This is a genomic window from Burkholderia sp. Bp8986 (genome assembly GCF_003854225.1).
GTDB lineage: Bacteria > Pseudomonadota > Gammaproteobacteria > Burkholderiales > Burkholderiaceae > Burkholderia.
Genome location: NZ_QTQM01000008.1, coordinates 120,964 through 136,574, shown reverse-complemented (window position 1 = coordinate 136,574; position 15,611 = coordinate 120,964). Strand labels below are relative to the sequence as shown.

General features: G+C 68.6%; 13 protein-coding genes. 11 read left to right on the top strand and 2 right to left on the bottom strand.

What is annotated here, in order from left to right; genetic code table 11:
- Window positions 1–695: 695 nt before the first annotated feature.
- A complete protein-coding gene (locus DID99_RS10930; RefSeq protein WP_124487277.1) occupies window positions 696–2,234 on the bottom strand; it encodes a methyl-accepting chemotaxis protein in 1,539 nt (512 codons plus the stop codon).
- A gap of 215 nt (window positions 2,235–2,449) precedes the next feature.
- Window positions 2,450–3,118 carry a haloacid dehalogenase type II gene (locus DID99_RS10925; protein WP_044844272.1) on the bottom strand — a complete coding sequence of 223 codons (669 nt, stop codon included), beginning with the start codon at window positions 3,116–3,118 and terminating at the stop codon, window positions 2,450–2,452.
- 471 nt (window positions 3,119–3,589) lie between these two features.
- Between DID99_RS10925 and DID99_RS10920 the strand changes: the two genes are divergently transcribed.
- The 11 genes from DID99_RS10920 (at window position 3,590) to DID99_RS37210 (ending at window position 15,451) form a co-directional block, all read left to right on the top strand.
- Complete coding sequence (locus tag DID99_RS10920) at window positions 3,590–4,450, top strand: GNAT family N-acetyltransferase (RefSeq protein WP_044844273.1); 861 nt, start codon at window positions 3,590–3,592, stop codon at window positions 4,448–4,450.
- A gap of 12 nt (window positions 4,451–4,462) precedes the next feature.
- On the top strand, window positions 4,463–5,389 hold the full coding sequence (locus tag DID99_RS10915) for a glyoxylate/hydroxypyruvate reductase A (protein ID WP_124522706.1): 927 nt from the start codon (window positions 4,463–4,465) through the stop codon (window positions 5,387–5,389).
- 160 nt (window positions 5,390–5,549) lie between these two features.
- On the top strand, window positions 5,550–6,950 hold the full coding sequence (locus DID99_RS10910; protein ID WP_124666647.1) for an aspartate aminotransferase family protein: 1,401 nt from the start codon (window positions 5,550–5,552) through the stop codon (window positions 6,948–6,950).
- An 86-nt stretch (window positions 6,951–7,036) separates the two neighbouring features.
- Entirely contained in the window at window positions 7,037–7,528 is a 492-nt protein-coding gene (locus DID99_RS10905) for an Lrp/AsnC family transcriptional regulator (protein ID WP_006749694.1), read from the top strand.
- A 98-nt stretch (window positions 7,529–7,626) separates the two neighbouring features.
- Window positions 7,627–9,099 (top strand): NAD-dependent succinate-semialdehyde dehydrogenase, encoded by a 1,473-nt coding sequence (locus DID99_RS10900; protein ID WP_124570956.1) that lies wholly within the window; start codon window positions 7,627–7,629, stop codon window positions 9,097–9,099.
- A gap of 201 nt (window positions 9,100–9,300) precedes the next feature.
- Complete coding sequence (locus DID99_RS10895) at window positions 9,301–10,821, top strand: GGDEF domain-containing protein (RefSeq protein ID WP_124666646.1); 1,521 nt, start codon at window positions 9,301–9,303, stop codon at window positions 10,819–10,821.
- Window positions 10,822–11,060: 239 nt separating this feature from the next.
- Window positions 11,061–13,019 carry a phosphatase PAP2 family protein gene (locus tag DID99_RS10890; RefSeq protein ID WP_124666645.1) on the top strand — a complete coding sequence of 653 codons (1,959 nt, stop codon included), beginning with the start codon at window positions 11,061–11,063 and terminating at the stop codon, window positions 13,017–13,019.
- A 37-nt stretch (window positions 13,020–13,056) separates the two neighbouring features.
- Window positions 13,057–13,215 (top strand): hypothetical protein, encoded by a 159-nt coding sequence (locus tag DID99_RS37215; RefSeq protein ID WP_185733757.1) that lies wholly within the window; start codon window positions 13,057–13,059, stop codon window positions 13,213–13,215.
- A 318-nt stretch (window positions 13,216–13,533) separates the two neighbouring features.
- A complete protein-coding gene (locus tag DID99_RS10880) occupies window positions 13,534–13,824 on the top strand; it encodes a hypothetical protein (RefSeq protein WP_124666644.1) in 291 nt (96 codons plus the stop codon).
- Between the two features lie 253 nt (window positions 13,825–14,077).
- Window positions 14,078–14,875, top strand: a complete 798-nt coding sequence (locus DID99_RS10875; protein WP_185733756.1) for an alpha/beta fold hydrolase — start codon at window positions 14,078–14,080, stop codon at window positions 14,873–14,875.
- A gap of 405 nt (window positions 14,876–15,280) precedes the next feature.
- Window positions 15,281–15,451: a hypothetical protein gene (locus DID99_RS37210; RefSeq protein ID WP_185640854.1), complete on the top strand. Its 171-nt coding sequence runs from the start codon at window positions 15,281–15,283 to the stop codon at window positions 15,449–15,451.
- Window positions 15,452–15,611 lie beyond the last annotated feature (160 nt).

The following is a 15,611-nucleotide window of genomic DNA, read 5'->3' as shown; positions in this document are numbered from 1 at the left end:
GACCGTTTTGGACCGCCCGCGCAGCATGATTTGCTGCGTGACCACGCGTACCGCCATCGGCTCGATGCCGCGTCGCGACCACTGCGCGATACGTGCGCGACGAAGGAAATCGTAAAGTGATACGCGCGGCAGATTGCGCCGACAAAATTGGCCGCGCGGCATCCGAAACGCGTTCGACACTCGCAAACCGCATGTTTGTGTGGAATGCGCGCTCGCGGCCCGCGGCGCCCGGTACGACCGGGACGTCGCGCGCGCATCGGACGGCGGGCGCCGGCCGCGAGGACGCCCGGCGCATGAAAGGTCAGGAGATTGCCGCGACGTCGAAGCGGCTTTGCCGGACGACGGGCGGACAACAGGGATGCGGCCGGATGATCCGACGCCGGGCACGAACCCGTGACGGGCCGTCAAGCCGCGACTCCCCGCTGCGACGCGGTCGGCGCCGGCAGGTTGGTGAGCACCACGCCGAACACTTGCCGGCGTGGCGTCAGGAAAACGAGGTGATGGCGTTGCCGGCGGGTGCGCACGCGGCGGTCAGCGGTCGGGCGGTCAGGCGGTCGGGCAGTCAGACGTCGAGCAATCAGGCAGCCGGGCAGTCGGGCAGTCGGGCAGTCGGGCAGTCGGGCGGTCACGCAGTCTGGCGGTCACGCAGTCACGCAGTCACGCAGTCACGCAGTCAGAGTCAGACAGTCGAGCAATCAAGCCGTCAGCCTGAACACCGACACGGCGGCCCTCAACCGTGCCGCCTGTTCATCCAGCGAGGACGCGGCCGCGGCGGCCTGCTCCACCAGCGCGGCATTCTGCTGGGTCACTTCGTCCATCTGCGCGACCGCCAGGCCGATCTGTTCGATGCCGGTACTTTGCTCGGCGGATGCCGCGGTAATCTCGCCCATGATGTCGGCGACCCGGTCGATCGACCGGACGATCTCCGTCATGCGCGCGCCCGCCGTCTCGACGAGCCGGCTGCCGCTGCCGACCCGCTCGACCGACGCCTCGATCAATCCCTTGATGTCTTTCGCGGCCGCCGCGCTGCGTTGCGCGAGCGAGCGGACCTCCGCGGCCACGACCGCGAACCCGCGTCCTTCCTCACCGGCCCGCGCGGCTTCGACCGCGGCATTGAGCGCGAGAATGTTGGTCTGGAACGCGATGCTCTCGATCACGACGGTAATGTCGGCGATCCGCACCGATCCGTCCGAAATCTGCCGCATCGTTTCGACGACTTCCCGCACGGCGGCGCCGCCGAGTTCGGTCGCCTCCTTCGCGTGGGTCACGAGCGCGTTCGCCTGACGCGCATTGTCGGCATTCTGTTTGACCGTCGACGTGATCTGCTCCATGCTGGCGGCCGTTTGCTGCAGCGACGCGGCCTGTTCCTCCGTGCGCTGGGACAGGTCCAGGTTGCCTTGCGCGATCTCGCCGGTGCCGACGGCGATCGAGCGGGTCGTGGTCTGGATGTCGGCGATGGTTTCGGTCAGTCGCGCCTTCATGTCGCCGAGCGCGACGAGCAGGCTGCCCGGCGCGGCGTGCGCCGTATCGAACTGCACGTCCAGTTCGCCGGCGGCGATGCGGGCCGCGATCCCGGCCGCCTGCGCGGGCTCGCCGCCCAGCGTCCGCCGGACGCTGCGCAACACCCCCCACGCGATCGCCGCGAGCGCCGCGGCGATGACGAGCGTGATGGCGCCGAGCACCTGCGCGAGCCGCGCAAACGCCGCGTTGATGTCGTCGTAGAAGAATCCGGTGCCGATCCACCAGTCCCAGTCCGGAACGGCGACCACGCCCTGCAGTTTCGGCTCCACGTCCGCGTCCGGGCTGCGCTTGATCAGCACGTCGACGAGCGCGAAATGCGCCTGGGCCATTCCGGCGCGGTACGCCTCGCTGTCGGTCAGGCCGCTGGTCGTGCGGTTGCCCTTGGCGCGGGTGCCGATGAACTTCGCGTTCGGATGCACGAGGTTGACGCCGTCGGACGTCGTCACCCAGTAGTAGCTCTTCGAATTCGCATTGAGCGCCGACAACGCGGCCTTGGCCTGCTGCTGGGCCTGCTCCCGGGTGAGCGTTCCGCTCGCCTGCATCGCGCGATACGAGTCGACCAGATGCTCGGCTTTGGTGAGCAGAATGACGATCTCGTCACGACGGCTGTCGATCAGCGCGTCGCGCAGCGTGTGCAGCGACATCGCGGCGAGCAATGCAACGCCGAGCAGCGCCGCGACGACGAGCATCAGCAGTTTCGTGGACAACTTCATGCGGGGGGCCTCGCGATATTAACCGTTCGGTACATATATCGGCTCGGACGGCCCCGCCTTGAATGGCGCCGTATCGGTAATTACCCTCGGTTCGTGCGGTGAGCGGACGCGTAAAGCGGCAAGGCCGTCGCGCCCCTCTTGGCCGTGCCGACAGGCCTGCCCGGCACGGCCGCGCGCGCAGGGCGCGCAGCCGCCCGCCGGCGCGGCGGCGGCGCTTACAGCCCGAGCTGCGTCGCGAGGTGGCCGATGTCCGACACCTCGTAATAGTTGTAGAACGGCGTGCCCGGCTCGTGCCCGCGATTGACGAACGCCTTGTGCTTGATGCCGAGATCCTCGGCCGTCATCAGGTCGTAGCGCAGGCTCGACGACACGTGCAGCACGTCCTCGGGCTTGCAGCCGAGCTTGCCGAACATGTATTCGAAGCCCTGCATGCGCGGCTTGTACGACTGCGCCTGCTGCGCGGTGAACACTGCATGGAACGGCGCGCCGAGCTTGTCGACGTTGCTCATGATCTGCTCGTCCATGGCGTTCGACAGGATCACGAGCTTGTACTTCTGCGCGAGCCGCGACAGGCCGGCCGGCACGTCCGGATGCGGGCCCCACGTCGGCACCGCATGATAGAAGCGCTCGGCCTCGGCTTCGTCGAACGGCGTGCCGATGCGCGCGCAGGTGCGCCGGATCGCGTTGACGACGACGTCGCGGTACGGCTTCCACGCCCCGAGCACCTCGTCGAGCCGATAGGCGGCGAACGCGCGCACGAAATCCTCCATCGCGACCGGCGACAGCCGGTCCGCGTAGATCTCGCGCGCCAGGTCGGCCATCTGGAAGCGGGTCAGCGTGCCGTAGCAGTCGAACGTGATGAACTTCGGTTCAAATTGGATCATGGTGAGGTCCTGTCGGTATGAAACCCCGGCAGGGCCGGGGACGGGCTGGGTTCAACGCAATTGAATCAGGGCAAAAAATCCGTCGCGCATCGTTCGACGCCGGTCGAAACGCAGATTCGCCGCGTGTTGCGGGCCGCGGGCAGCACGATCTGCGGCACGGTCGCGCGCGGCGCCGCGGGCCGCCCCGGCAGGCTTCGCGCAACCGCGGCGCGCCAACTACCCGGCGGGCCCGGCGCGGCTCGCCCGGGCGGCGCCGCTGCAGTTCCATCGTAGTGTCATTCCCACAGCAGAAGCTGTCGGATTGGCGGGCCGCGCCGGCATGAAGCGCGCGTTCGCGCGCGCCGATCGCGCCGGTTTGCGTCGATCTCGCCCGGCCGCCCGCCGCCGCCGGAAAACAGGCGAATCGTCCTATCCGCGCCGCGGTGTCGCTGGCAGAGTCGATATGTCATTCCTACCCATCCGGAGTCCGGCGTGTCCGATCTCAACCCTTCCAGCACGCTCATCTATCGTCCGTTCACCGACACCGACCTGCCCGCCGCGCATCGTCTGTCGGAAGCGGTCAAGTGGCCGCACCGTCTCGACGACTGGCGCTTCGCGCTCCAGCTCGGCCACGGCTTCGTCGCCGAAGACGAAGGCGGCATCGTCGGCACCGCGCTCGGCTGGCGATTCGGCGACGCGCACGCATCGCTCGGCATGGTGATCGTGTCGCCCGAGCGCCAGAGCCGCGGCATCGGCCGAGAACTGCTCGCGCGCGTCGTCGACAGCCTCGGCGCGCGCACGATCTTCCTGCATGCGACGCCGTCCGGCGAACCGCTCTACGTGAAATTCGGCTTCGAGGCGATCGGCACGATCGACCAGCACCAGGGCGCCGCGTTCCAGCCGCCGCTGATCTCGCTGCCGCCGGGCGAGCGCCTGCGCCCGCTCGGCACCAACGACGGCCCGCGCCTCGCGGCGCTCGCCTCGCGCGCGGCAGGTTATCCGCGCGACGCGGTGATCGATGCGCTGCTCGGCGTCGCGAACGGGATCGCGCTCGATCGCGACGGCGAGCTGCTCGGCTTCGCGCTGTTCCGCCGCTTCGGCCGCGGCCATGTGATCGGCCCGGTGGTCGCGCCCGACGCGCTGCGCGCGCAGGCGCTGATCAGCCACTGGCTCGCGCTGCACGAAGGGATGTTCGTGCGGCTCGACGTGCCGGGCGACAGCGGGCTGTCCGACTGGCTGCAGGGGCTCGGGCTGCCGCGCGTCGACACGGTCGTCGCGATGGCGCGCGGCGCGGCGCCCGCGCGCGACCCGGCGCTGCGCACGTTCGCGATCGTGAACCAGGCGCTCGGCTGAGCGGCACGCGCGATGAGCTTTCTCTACAAGGCCGACCCGGTGCGCGGCGCGCAATGGGCGCAGCGCTTCGCGCAACAGGCGCCCGACCTCCCGTTCCGGATCTGGCCGGACCTCGGCGACCCTGAAACCGTCCGCTATCTCGCCGCCTGGCAGCCGCCCGACGATCCGGCCGCGCTGCTGCCGAATCTCGAGGTCGTGTTCTCCGTCGGCGCCGGCATCGACCAGTTCGACCTGTCGCGCGTGCCCGCGCACATCCCGGTCGTGCGGATGATCGAGCCGGGCATCGTCGAAGGGATGGTCGAGTACGTGACGCAGGCGGTGCTGACGATCCACCGCGACCTGTTCGACTACGCGACGCAGCAGCGCGCGCAGGTGTGGCGCGAGCGGCCGGTGCGCGCGGCCGCGTCGCGGCGCGTCGGCGTGCTCGGGCTCGGCACGCTCGGCCAGGCCGTGCTCGACACGTTGCGGCGCTTCGGCTTCCCGTGCGCCGGCTGGAGCCGCACGCCGCGCACGCTCGACGGCATCGACTGCTACGCGGGCGACGCGGCACTCGACGCGTTCCTCGCCCGCACCGACATCCTGATCTGCCTGCTCCCGCTCACCGACGGCACGCGCGGGCTGCTCGGCGCACGCGTGTTCGACGCGCTGCCGGCCGGCGCGTCGCTCGTGCAGGTCGGGCGCGGCCCGCAGCTCGACGAGGCCGCGTTGCTCGCGGCGCTCGCGAGCGGCCGGCTCGACAGCGCGATCCTCGACGTGACGAACCCCGAGCCGTTGCCGGCCGGCCACCCGTTCTGGACCCACGCGCGTATCCGGATCACGCCGCACATTGCGAGCGCGACGCGGCCCGATACCGCGGTCGACGCCGTGCTCGCGAACCTCGCGCGCCACCGCGCGGGCCAGCCGATGATCGGCGTCGTCGATCGCGCGCGCGGCTACTGACGCGCGCGCCCGCCCCGGCGGGGCGCGCAGCAGAAAATGCCGAAGCGTCCCGTGCAAACACCGTTTTCATACGTTTCAGGGCGCAAATTGAAGACACGTGCGGATTTCTCGCCCGGTAGCATGAACTCACGCTGACACCCGACGAGAGTCCCTCCCCGCCATGAACCAAGCCGCGCTGATCGAAGCCGATCGTCAACACCTGATCCACCCCGTCGTCAACTACCGCGTGCACGAGGCGCGCGGCGTCACCGTGCTCGACTCCGCGAGCGGCGTGTTCCTGCGCGACGCCGACGGCCATACGCTGCTCGATGCGTTCTCGGGCCTGTGGTGCGTGAACGTCGGCTACGGCCGCGACAGCATCGTGAAGGCCGCCGCCGACCAGATGGCGAAGCTGCCCTACGCGACCGGCTATTTCCATTTCGGCTCGCAACCGGCGATCGAGCTGGCCGAGCGGCTCGCCGCGCTCGCGCCGCCTTCGCTGAACCGCGTGTACTTCACGCTCGGCGGCTCGGACGCGGTCGACTCCGCGGTGCGCTTCATCACGCACTATTTCAACGCGACCGGCCGCCCGTCGAAGAAGCACATGATCGCGCTCGAACGCGGCTATCACGGCTCGTCGTCGATCGGCGCCGGCCTGACCGCGCTGCCGGCGTTCCACCGTCATTTCGACCTGCCGCGCGCGGACCAGCACCACATCCCGTCGCCCTACCCGTACCGCCATCCGCTCGGCGACGATCCGCAGGCGCTGATCGGCGCGTCGGTCGCCGCGCTGGAAGCGAAAGTCGCCGAACTCGGCGCGGACAACGTCGCCGCGTTCTTCTGCGAACCGGTGCAGGGTTCCGGCGGCGTGATCGTGCCGCCGGCCGGTTGGCTGAAGGCAATGCGCGACGCGTGCCGGCGCCTCGGCATCCTGTTCGTCGCCGACGAGGTGATCACCGGCTTCGGCCGCACGGGCCCGCTGTTCGCGTGCGAGACCGAACAGGTCGACCCGGACCTGATGACCGTCGCGAAGGGCCTGACCGCCGGCTACGCGCCGATGGGCGCGGTGCTGATGTCCGACGAAATCTACGAAGGCATCGCGGGCAGCCGCGCGGAGTCGGCCGCGGTCGGTCACGGGCATACGTATTCCGCGCATCCGGTCAGCGCGGCGATCGGCCTCGAGGTGCTGAAGCTCTATCACGAAGGCGGGCTGCTCGCGAACGGCCAGGCGCTGGCGCCGCGCTTCGCGGCGGGGCTCGATGCGCTGCGCGCGCATCCGCTCGTCGGCGACGCGCGTTCGGCCGGCCTGCTCGGCGCGCTCGAGCTGGTGGCCGACAAGGCGCACAAGACGCGCTTCGACCCGGCGCTGAACGTGCCGGACAAGATCGCGGCGGCCGCGTACGCGAACGGCGTGGTGTTTCGCGCGTTCGGCGATGGCGTGCTCGGTTTCGCGCCGGCGCTGAGCTTCACCGCGGGCGAGTTCGACCTGATGTTCGAACGCGTGCGCAAGACGCTCGACGACGTGCTGGCCGACCCGGGCGTGCAGCGCGCGCTCGACGTCGCGCACGCGCAGCCGGCCTGACGGGCCGAGGGAAAGCCGGGCTTGTGGCGGCCATCGTTCGACTCTAAAGTAACCGGACATTCCATTTTTTCCCCTCTCACGTAACCATGACGGACAGCAAGCTGGATCGCATCGACCTGCGCATCCTCTCCCAGTTGCAGAAGCGCGGCCGCATGACCAACGTCGAGCTGGCCGATGCGGTCGGGCTGTCGCCGAGCCCGTGCCTGATCCGCGTGAAGCGGCTCGAGAAGGCCGGCTACATCGGCGGCTACGGCGCGCACATCCAGCTCGAGAAGCTCGGCGACGTGCAGGTCGTGTTCACCGAGGTCACGCTGGCCGACCACCGGCGCGAGGACTTCGACCGCTTCGTCGCGGCGATCCGCAACGTCGACGAGATCGTCGAATGCCACCTCGCGAGCGGCGGCTACGACTATCTGCTGAAGTTCATCACGCGCAGCGTGAGCCATTACCAGACGATCGTCGAAGGGCTGCTCGAGCAGAACATCGGCATCGAGAAGTATTTCAGTTACGTGATCATCAAGTCGCCGTTCGTCAAACGGCACTACCCGCTCGAATCGCTGTTCGGCGAACGGCACTGACCGCGGCACGCGGCACCCTTGAACGCGGCAGCCCGCTGTCCGCGCGGGGTCGTCGCGCGCCGGCGTCGCCGCCGAACCGCCTCACCCAAGGACCTGTCATGCCGCTTACGCTGTCCCGCACCGAACTCGTTCGCACCGCCAACCTGATCGACGGCGCCTGGCGCGACGCGCTCGACGGCCGTCGCTTCGACGTCACCGATCCGGCGACGCTCGACCTCGTTGCCCACGCACCCGACAGCGGCGCCGCCGACGCGCGCGCCGCGACCGACGCGGCCGCACGCGCGCTGCCCGGCTGGCGCGCGACGCCCGCGCGCGAACGCGCCGCGATCCTGCGTGCGTGGCACGCGGCGATCGTCGCGCACACCGACGATCTCGCGAAGCTGATGTCGCGCGAACAGGGCAAGCCGCTCGCCGAAGCGCGCGGCGAAGTCGCCTATGGCGCGTCGTACGTGCAGTGGTTCGCCGAGGAAGCGACGCGCACGTATGGCGACCTGATTCCGCAGCAGCAGCGCGGCAAGCGGTTGAGTGCGGTGAAGGAGCCGATCGGCATCGTCGCCGCGATCACGCCGTGGAATTTCCCGCTCGCGATGATCGCGCGCAAGATCGCGCCCGCGCTCGCGGCCGGCTGCACGGTCGTCGCGAAGCCGGCGGAGGACACGCCGCTCACCGCGCTCGCGCTGGCCTTCCTCGCGCAGGAAGCCGGCGTGCCGCCCGGCGTGCTGAACCTGATCGCCGCGTCGCGCGAACGCGGCATCGACGCGGTGGCCGACTGGCTCGCCGACGGCCGCGTGCGCAAGATCACGTTCACCGGCTCGACGCCCGTCGGCAAGCTGCTCGCGCGCGAGTCGGCCGCGACGCTGAAGAAGCTGTCGCTGGAGCTCGGCGGCAATGCGCCGTTCATCGTGTTCGACGATGCCGAACTCGACGCCGCGGTCGACGGGCTGATGGCCGCCAAGTTCCGCAACGGCGGCCAGACCTGCGTGTCGCCGAACCGCGTGTACGTGCAGGCCGGCGTCTACGAGGCCTTCGCCGCGAAGCTCGCCGCGCGCGTTGCCGCGCTGAAGGTTGCGCCTGCAACCGACCCGGCCGCACAGATCGGCCCGATGATCAACGCGCGCGCGGTCGACAAGATCGCGCGCCACGTCGGTGACGCGATCGAGCGCGGCGCGCGCGTGCTGACGGGCGGCACGCGCCTGACCGAACTCGGGCCGCACTACTACGCGCCGACGGTGCTCGCCGACGCCACCGCCGACATGCAGCTGACCTGCGAGGAAACCTTCGGCCCGGTCGCCGCGCTGTTCCGGTTCGATACCGAGGACGAAGCCGTCGACGCCGCGAACGACACGCCGTTCGGGCTTGCCGCGTATTTCTACACGCAGGACGTGCGGCGCATCGCGCGCGTGTCGGCGCGGCTCGAAACCGGCATCGTCGGGATCAACGAAGGCGCGCTCGCGAGCGAGGCCGCGCCGTTCGGCGGCGTGAAGGAATCGGGCTACGGCCGCGAAGGCTCGCGCTACGGCCTCGACGACTACCTGTCGATCAAGTACCTGTGCCAGGGCGGGCTCGACTGATCCCGCGCCGGCGCGTGCAGCCGCCCGGCGTCGCCGCGGCTGCATGCCCGTTGCGCGGTGCGCCGCTGCCGCACACGTTTGCGGCGCCGGGTGCGGCGATCGCGGCGCAAATCTGCCTCGATTTCCGGGCATACTTGCCGTTAACCCGGATTTGACCCGCGCCGCTGCAGACGCAGCGAGCTTCCCGCACGAGCGCCAGCCATGCCTGCACCCACTTCGATCGAGAAAATTGCCGACTGGGCCGGCCGCAATTACTTGATCGTCGGCGTGCTGGGCACGCTGATGTCGCTGGCGGCGCTCGGCATCAGCGCGGCCACGCTGTGGGCCGCACGCAGCGAAGTGGTCGAACATGCGCACGAGACGTCGCGCAACGTCGCCGCCGTCCTGGTCAGCGAGATCGGGCGCACCGTCGAAACGTCCAACAATGCGCTCGTCGCACTCGCCGCCAACCTCCGCAACCCCGCGGTCGCGCGCATCGACACCGGGCTGCGTCACGACGTGCTGTTCGAGCGCACGACCGCGCAATACATGACCGGCATGGGCGTGACGAACCGCGACGGCCGGCAGATCGACGGATGCTGCGGCCCGCTCCACAACTGGGATTTCAGCGATCGCGACTACTTCAAGGTTCATCGCGATGCGCACAACGTCGGCCTCTACGTGTCCGAGGCGTATAGCGCGCGTTCGCGCGGCGGCACGAGATCCATCGCGCTGTCGCGGCGCATCGAACGGCCGGATCACTCGTTCGACGGCATCGTGGTGGTCGCGATCGACCTCGCCTACTTCGATCACCTGCTGTCGCGCCTGAACGTCGGACCGCACGGCGTCAGCGCGATCCTGCGCGCGGACGGCACGATCCTCGCAAGAAACCCGCCGTTGAGCGATCAGCAGATCGGCCGGCTGCGCCGCACGAAGTCGTTCGTGCAGATGCTGAGCCGCGACTCGGGCTTCTATGCGGCGCGCTCGAGCATCGACGGCGTCGCGCGGCTCTATACGTACCAGCACGTGCCCGGCACGCCGTTGATCGCGGTCGTGGCCCCGGCCGAGGGCGATGTGCTGGCCGGCATCACGCGCCTGACGTGGACGGTCGGCGTGTCGGCGTCCGTCATCGGCGCGCTGTTCTGCGCGGTGGTGTGGCTGCTCGCGTTCGCGCTGCGCGACAACCTGCGCAAGCAGACGCTGCTCACCGACCAGACGCGCACCGATCCGCTGACGGGCCTGCACAACCGCCGCGCGCTCGATGCGGCGCTCGCCGACGAATGGGCGCGGCTGCAGCGCGGCAGCGGCGGCAGCCTGTCGGTGCTGTTCATCGACGCCGACCACTTCAAGCAATACAACGACCGCTACGGCCATGCGCAAGGCGACACGGCGCTGCGCTTTCTCGCCGAATGCATCCGCGCGAACGTGCGGCGGCGCGGCGACATCGCTGCACGCTACGGCGGCGAGGAATTCGTCGCGGTGCTGCCCGATACGGACGAAAGCGGCGCCGCGGAAGTCGCGGAAGCGATCCGGCGCGCCGTCGAACACAGCCGGCTCGACGGCTTCGATGCAACGATTCCGCCGTTCACGGTCAGCATCGGCTGCGCGACCGGCCATCGCGCGCACCCGCGGACCGTGCATGCGCTGTCGCATCAGGCGGACCTTGCGCTCTATGCGGCCAAGCGGCACGGCAGAAACCGCGTGAGCCGCGCCGACGCGGAATCGGCCGCCGAGGCGGCGTGATCGCGCCGGTTATCGTCGTCGTTCCGGGGAACACATGCCCGGCCGGACGCACGCATGGCCGGCGCGTTGCGATGCGCCGCCGATGGCCCGCTCGCCTCGTCCATCACGTTCAGTATCACGAATTCACCAAATAGTGAGCATTCGCGTGCTTCGACCGCGCCCCGCAACAAATCCTTAACGGCTGCGTCACGATCGCCCACGACAATCCGCCATCTTCAACACACCGGATGGAGTTTTGCATGTTTGCGTCACGAAGCCGTTTCCCGCTGCACGTCGCAGCGCTGTCGAGTGCGATCGTTCTCGCCGCGTGCGGCGGCGGCGACGATGTCGCGTCGACCACCCCGACCAGCGCGGCCATGCCGGCGCCGCCGGCCGACCCCGGCTTCGTCGACAGCGCGCCCGTGCCGAGCGTGCCGGCCTTCGTCGACAACATCGCGACCAACCAGCGCGGCGACGCGCGCTATGCGACGCTGTCGACCAACGCCGCGGTACGCGTGGTGAGCCGCTTCCTCGACCTGTGGCAGCCGTCGACGATGCTCGTCGACGCGGGCGTGACCGCGGCCGCGAACGGCACGTTCCCGGCGATCTCGCCGTCGACCTGCTCGGGCCTGCCCGGCAGCGGCACGCCGTGCGGCACGATCCTGAACGACACGGTGCTCGCGGCCAACGTTCAATACGTGATCAACGCAACGACCGCGCGCACGCAACAGCAGGCCGATGCCGCCTACTTCGACGACCGCCGCGGCAAGGGCTACAGCGTGACCGACGGCATGGGCCCGCTCACCGACGCGTGGCGCACGGCCGCACAGCAGACGACCAGCATCACCAGCGTGCCCGCCGACGCCACCACGGTGCTGTACAACGACAGCGGCAACAACGTCGGCGTCGGCAGCAGCGCCAACGCGAACTTCGGGAAAGTCGTCGACCTGCTCAACGAAATGGGCAACAACGCGTCGACCGAACCGTCGAAGCGCTTCTACAAGTACGCACGGCCGTACCGCTGGAGCGCGAGCGTGGTCGTCGCGCCGACGCTCGTGCCGGCGGAAAGCACGACGCCCGCGACCGACGGCGGCTTCATCAGCGGCCACACGGCCGAAGCGATGCGCGACGCGATGACGATGGCGTGGCTCGTGCCGGAGCGCTTCCAGGAGATGGTCAGCCGCGGCCTCGAACTGGGCGAGAACCGGATCCTCGCCGGCATGCACTCGCCGCTCGACGTGATCGGCGGCCGCATGCTCGCGCTGGCCATCAGCGCGGCGAACCTCACCGCGTACGCGAGCGACGCGCAGGCCGCGTACGGTCAGGCTCACCAGGCGCTTCAGCAACTCACGGGGACGACCGGCGCGACCTTCGCCGCGTTCGCGCATTCGGGCACGACGGCCACCGACCGCTTCGCTGATTACGCGACCAACAAGGCCGCTTTCACGCGCCGCATGACGTTCGGCTTCGGCGCGATCGAATCGACCGACGCGCCGCCCGTCGTGCCGAAGGGCGCGGAGGTTCTGCTGCAGACGCGCTTCCCGTACCTGAGCGCCGACCAGCGGCGCGTCGTGCTGAAGACCACCGAAGTGCAGTCCGGCTATCCGGTGATGGACGATGCGGAAGGCTGGGGCCGCCTGAACCTGTTCGCCGCGGGCGACGGCTACGGCGCGTTCAACGGCAACGTGATCGTGTCGATGGATGCGTCGCAGGGCGGGCTCAATGCGGCCGACCAGTGGCGCAACGACATCGCGGGCGCGGGCAAGCTGACGCTGCAAGGCACCGGCACGCTGACGCTGGCGGGCGACAACCGCTATACGGGCGGCACGCAGGTCAGCGGCGGCACGCTCGCCGCGGCATCGGCTAGCGCGTTCGGCACCGGCGACGTGTACGTCGGGGCCGGCGGCAGCGTGAAGATCGCGGCAAGCGCACCGGTCACGGTCGCGACGCGCTACACCCAGCTCGACGACACGACGCTCGAACTCGACATCGACGGCAACGGCGGCGGACGCCTGCGCGTGGGCGGCCCGCTCACCGTCGCCGGCGGCACGCTGCACGTGAAGTTCGTGAACGGCTATGCGCCGAAGGCCGGCGACACGATCGCGCTGATCGACGGCGCGGCGGCTTCCGCGAAGTTCTCGACGGTGACGGTCGACGGGTTCAAGTCGACGCCGGTTTATACGGCGACGGGGGTGTCGGTCAGGTTGTCGGCATCGTAACCGGCATCGGCCATCGATCCTTGCGACGGCGCCGCCCGTGGGCGGCGTCGGCGGCTACCGCTTCGTCGCGATGACCGGGAACCACGGCAGCGTCCGCGATACGGTGCCGGGCAAACACGATCCGTTCGCACCGTCGTTCACGTCGGACATCGGTGCGGACGCGGCGCTTCATTACCCATTCGAGCGCGCGCGCTGAACGACCTGTTCGATCGCGCCATATCCGTCAGCTCCTGCGACAGCCCGTGGGTCACGCCGGGCGCACCGCGTAGCCGGTTTGCGTCGATCGCCTACGCGTTCCAGTTCGATTCGGTTTCCCGTCAGCGGCCAATCGCCGTTCTGCTTCGAAGGTCTCGCTTCTCGGTCGTCTGGGTCCGAGTGAATGTGTCCACCCGGACACTCAGCATGAGCTTTCGCACAGATAATGACAAATTTCACATACTTTTCGCGCAGCGGATTCGCTAGGATCATTTCCCTGCTTTTCCGATTCATATTTTCTCGCAGGGAATGGCGAAAAATGAAGAAACCTGTCCGACACGCAATCATCGCATTTGCGCTTTTGATAAGCGCGCAGATTTCGAACACGCAAGCCATTGCGGCTGACACCTCGCAATCCAATGGCGCTCTGCCCGTGACGCTACCTCAACCGGATTACGCTTCGCAGCGCGTGAAGGTCGGTTTGTCGAGCGCAGAAACGACGCTCGTCCTTCCGTGGTTCGTGGAGGAGCTGATCGCGACAATCGACACCTGCTATTCACTGAATGAAGCAGCCAGTGATTATGCAGGGCGTTTAAAGCGTGGTCTTTAATCGATAGTCCGTTACTGAACCTAACGGTAACCAGACGCCAGAACGCCCGCTGCGCCGCATCGGGCATTTTCTGTTTCAGTGCGTACGACGGACATCCGTCATATTTTGAATTGCCGACGGAGCCTATAAGCCATTAACCGTCGGCACGCTTGCCCGGCGTTGATGCCGGCACCTTTTCATCAGGAGGTAGCGCATGAACCGCATACCGGACGAATCGACCGCGTTCCGGATCGGTGCTCGTCGCGTTCGAACGATGCAGCTGGACGGCGGCATCCTGGCCGCACAGGTGGGTAGCGAACCACCCGCGGTCATCGTACTAAACGGCGGACAAGCCTTCGTCTCGAAGACGACCAAGCGCCGGCTGCGGCGCGACCTGCTCCGCGTCGCCGGTATCTTGCCGCCCGACACGCCATTCGTCCTGCTCGGGTATCCTGACAAGCCCGGTGCGCAATACCGGATCGCCGACATCGTCGAGCATCTCGCGCGCGGCATCGCCGCGCATTGGCAGTGCACGACGCTCATCGGCATCTCGTTCGGCGGCGTCGTGGCGGCGCGCCTCGCGGCCGCCCACCCGGAACGCGTCTCGCGACTCGGGCTGGTGTCGAGCGCGCATCGCCTCGCCCCGAAAGGCTACCGGCTCATCGAGCAGCAAATCGTGCATACGACCCGCTCCGATTTCGTCCGTCTGCTCGAAACGATGTCCGGATGCTTCCGCGCCAGCTGGCGCAACATGCTCCTGCGCGCGGCGCTGTTCAGTCGACGCCGCCACGTCGCGTCATCGGTCAACGAACGACACGTCATTGTCCGCACGCTGCGCGCATTGCGTGACGATGCGCGCGACGATTCGCCGTGGCCGCGGCGGATCCGCGCGGATACGTTGATCGTCGGCGGCGCCGACGACCCAATCTTCGCCGACGCGGCGCTCGAAACTTCCGCGTGGGTGCCGTCGGTGACCCATCATGCGCTGCCAGGCGAAGGGCACATGGTGATGATCGAGCGCCGGAAGCAGGTTGCGCGACTCGTTCGGAACTGGCTCGCCGCGCGATCCTGATGTTCGTGTCCGACGTAGACGCCTGCGCACGATCGATCCGGTGAGATCCACGACGCTATGCCACTGCCTCGGGGATAGCGTGTCCGCAAATTGCCGTTGGCCCCTCACCGGATTTTCAAAAAAGGCGTCTCGGACTTCCCGTTTCGTCGCCTTCCATGTCCGCCGCGCGGGCCAGAACGACGTCGAGGATCGCATGCGTGAGCGCCGAATCGGGCTGGCGCCGGCCGACGTCACGGCAGCGTCGTAGCGCGATTCGACCACTACGCAGGCAGCCTCGCCCGCGGCCCGGGCACGACGCGGCCGCACCGGGTACGAAATATGCGCACATCCCGGATTGCCGGTTGCCCGGCAAATGTTGCAACGCAGGCAACCGGCGTCATGACCCACAATTACAGGAGAAAAGTGATGACCCTGCTTATCTACCTGCTCGGATGGATCGTTTTCATCGCCGGCGTGGCATGGGGCCTGATGACGCTGCATGTGTCGCAGCACATCATCGAGATCGTCGCCGTCATTCTGTTCGGCATCGCGGTGATCACCGGCGCGACGCGCGCGCGCCATCGCGACCGTACGTAGTCGCGGAACGGGCGCCGGATTTCGCTGCATTCAGGCGTCGCGCAGGTCAACGGCCCGTCGCCGGACGCCCGCGCGGGGTTATCCGTATTACCCGCGGCGGCGCTTCGTGCCGGCGCCGCCGCGGGCGTGCGTCGATTTCATCGAGGCGCAGGCGCGGTAG

Excerpts from the sequence above, each read along its gene's own strand:
- DID99_RS10890 (WP_124666645.1), top strand. The coding sequence starts at position 11,061 with ATGTTTGCGTCACGAAGCCGTTTCCCGCTGCACGTCGCAGCGCTGTCG.
- DID99_RS10880 (WP_124666644.1), top strand. The coding sequence starts at position 13,534 with ATGAAGAAACCTGTCCGACACGCAATCATCGCATTTGCGCTTTTGATA.
- DID99_RS10910 (WP_124666647.1), top strand. The coding sequence starts at position 5,550 with ATGAACCAAGCCGCGCTGATCGAAGCCGATCGTCAACACCTGATCCAC.
- DID99_RS10895 (WP_124666646.1), top strand. The coding sequence starts at position 9,301 with ATGCCTGCACCCACTTCGATCGAGAAAATTGCCGACTGGGCCGGCCGC.
- DID99_RS10915 (WP_124522706.1), top strand. The coding sequence starts at position 4,463 with ATGAGCTTTCTCTACAAGGCCGACCCGGTGCGCGGCGCGCAATGGGCG.
- DID99_RS10900 (WP_124570956.1), top strand. The coding sequence starts at position 7,627 with ATGCCGCTTACGCTGTCCCGCACCGAACTCGTTCGCACCGCCAACCTG.
- DID99_RS37210 (WP_185640854.1), top strand. The coding sequence starts at position 15,281 with ATGACCCTGCTTATCTACCTGCTCGGATGGATCGTTTTCATCGCCGGC.
- DID99_RS10875 (WP_185733756.1), top strand. The coding sequence starts at position 14,078 with ATGCAGCTGGACGGCGGCATCCTGGCCGCACAGGTGGGTAGCGAACCA.
- DID99_RS10930 (WP_124487277.1), bottom strand. The coding sequence starts at position 2,234 with ATGAAGTTGTCCACGAAACTGCTGATGCTCGTCGTCGCGGCGCTGCTC.
- DID99_RS10925 (WP_044844272.1), bottom strand. The coding sequence starts at position 3,118 with ATGATCCAATTTGAACCGAAGTTCATCACGTTCGACTGCTACGGCACG.
- DID99_RS10905 (WP_006749694.1), top strand. The coding sequence starts at position 7,037 with ATGACGGACAGCAAGCTGGATCGCATCGACCTGCGCATCCTCTCCCAG.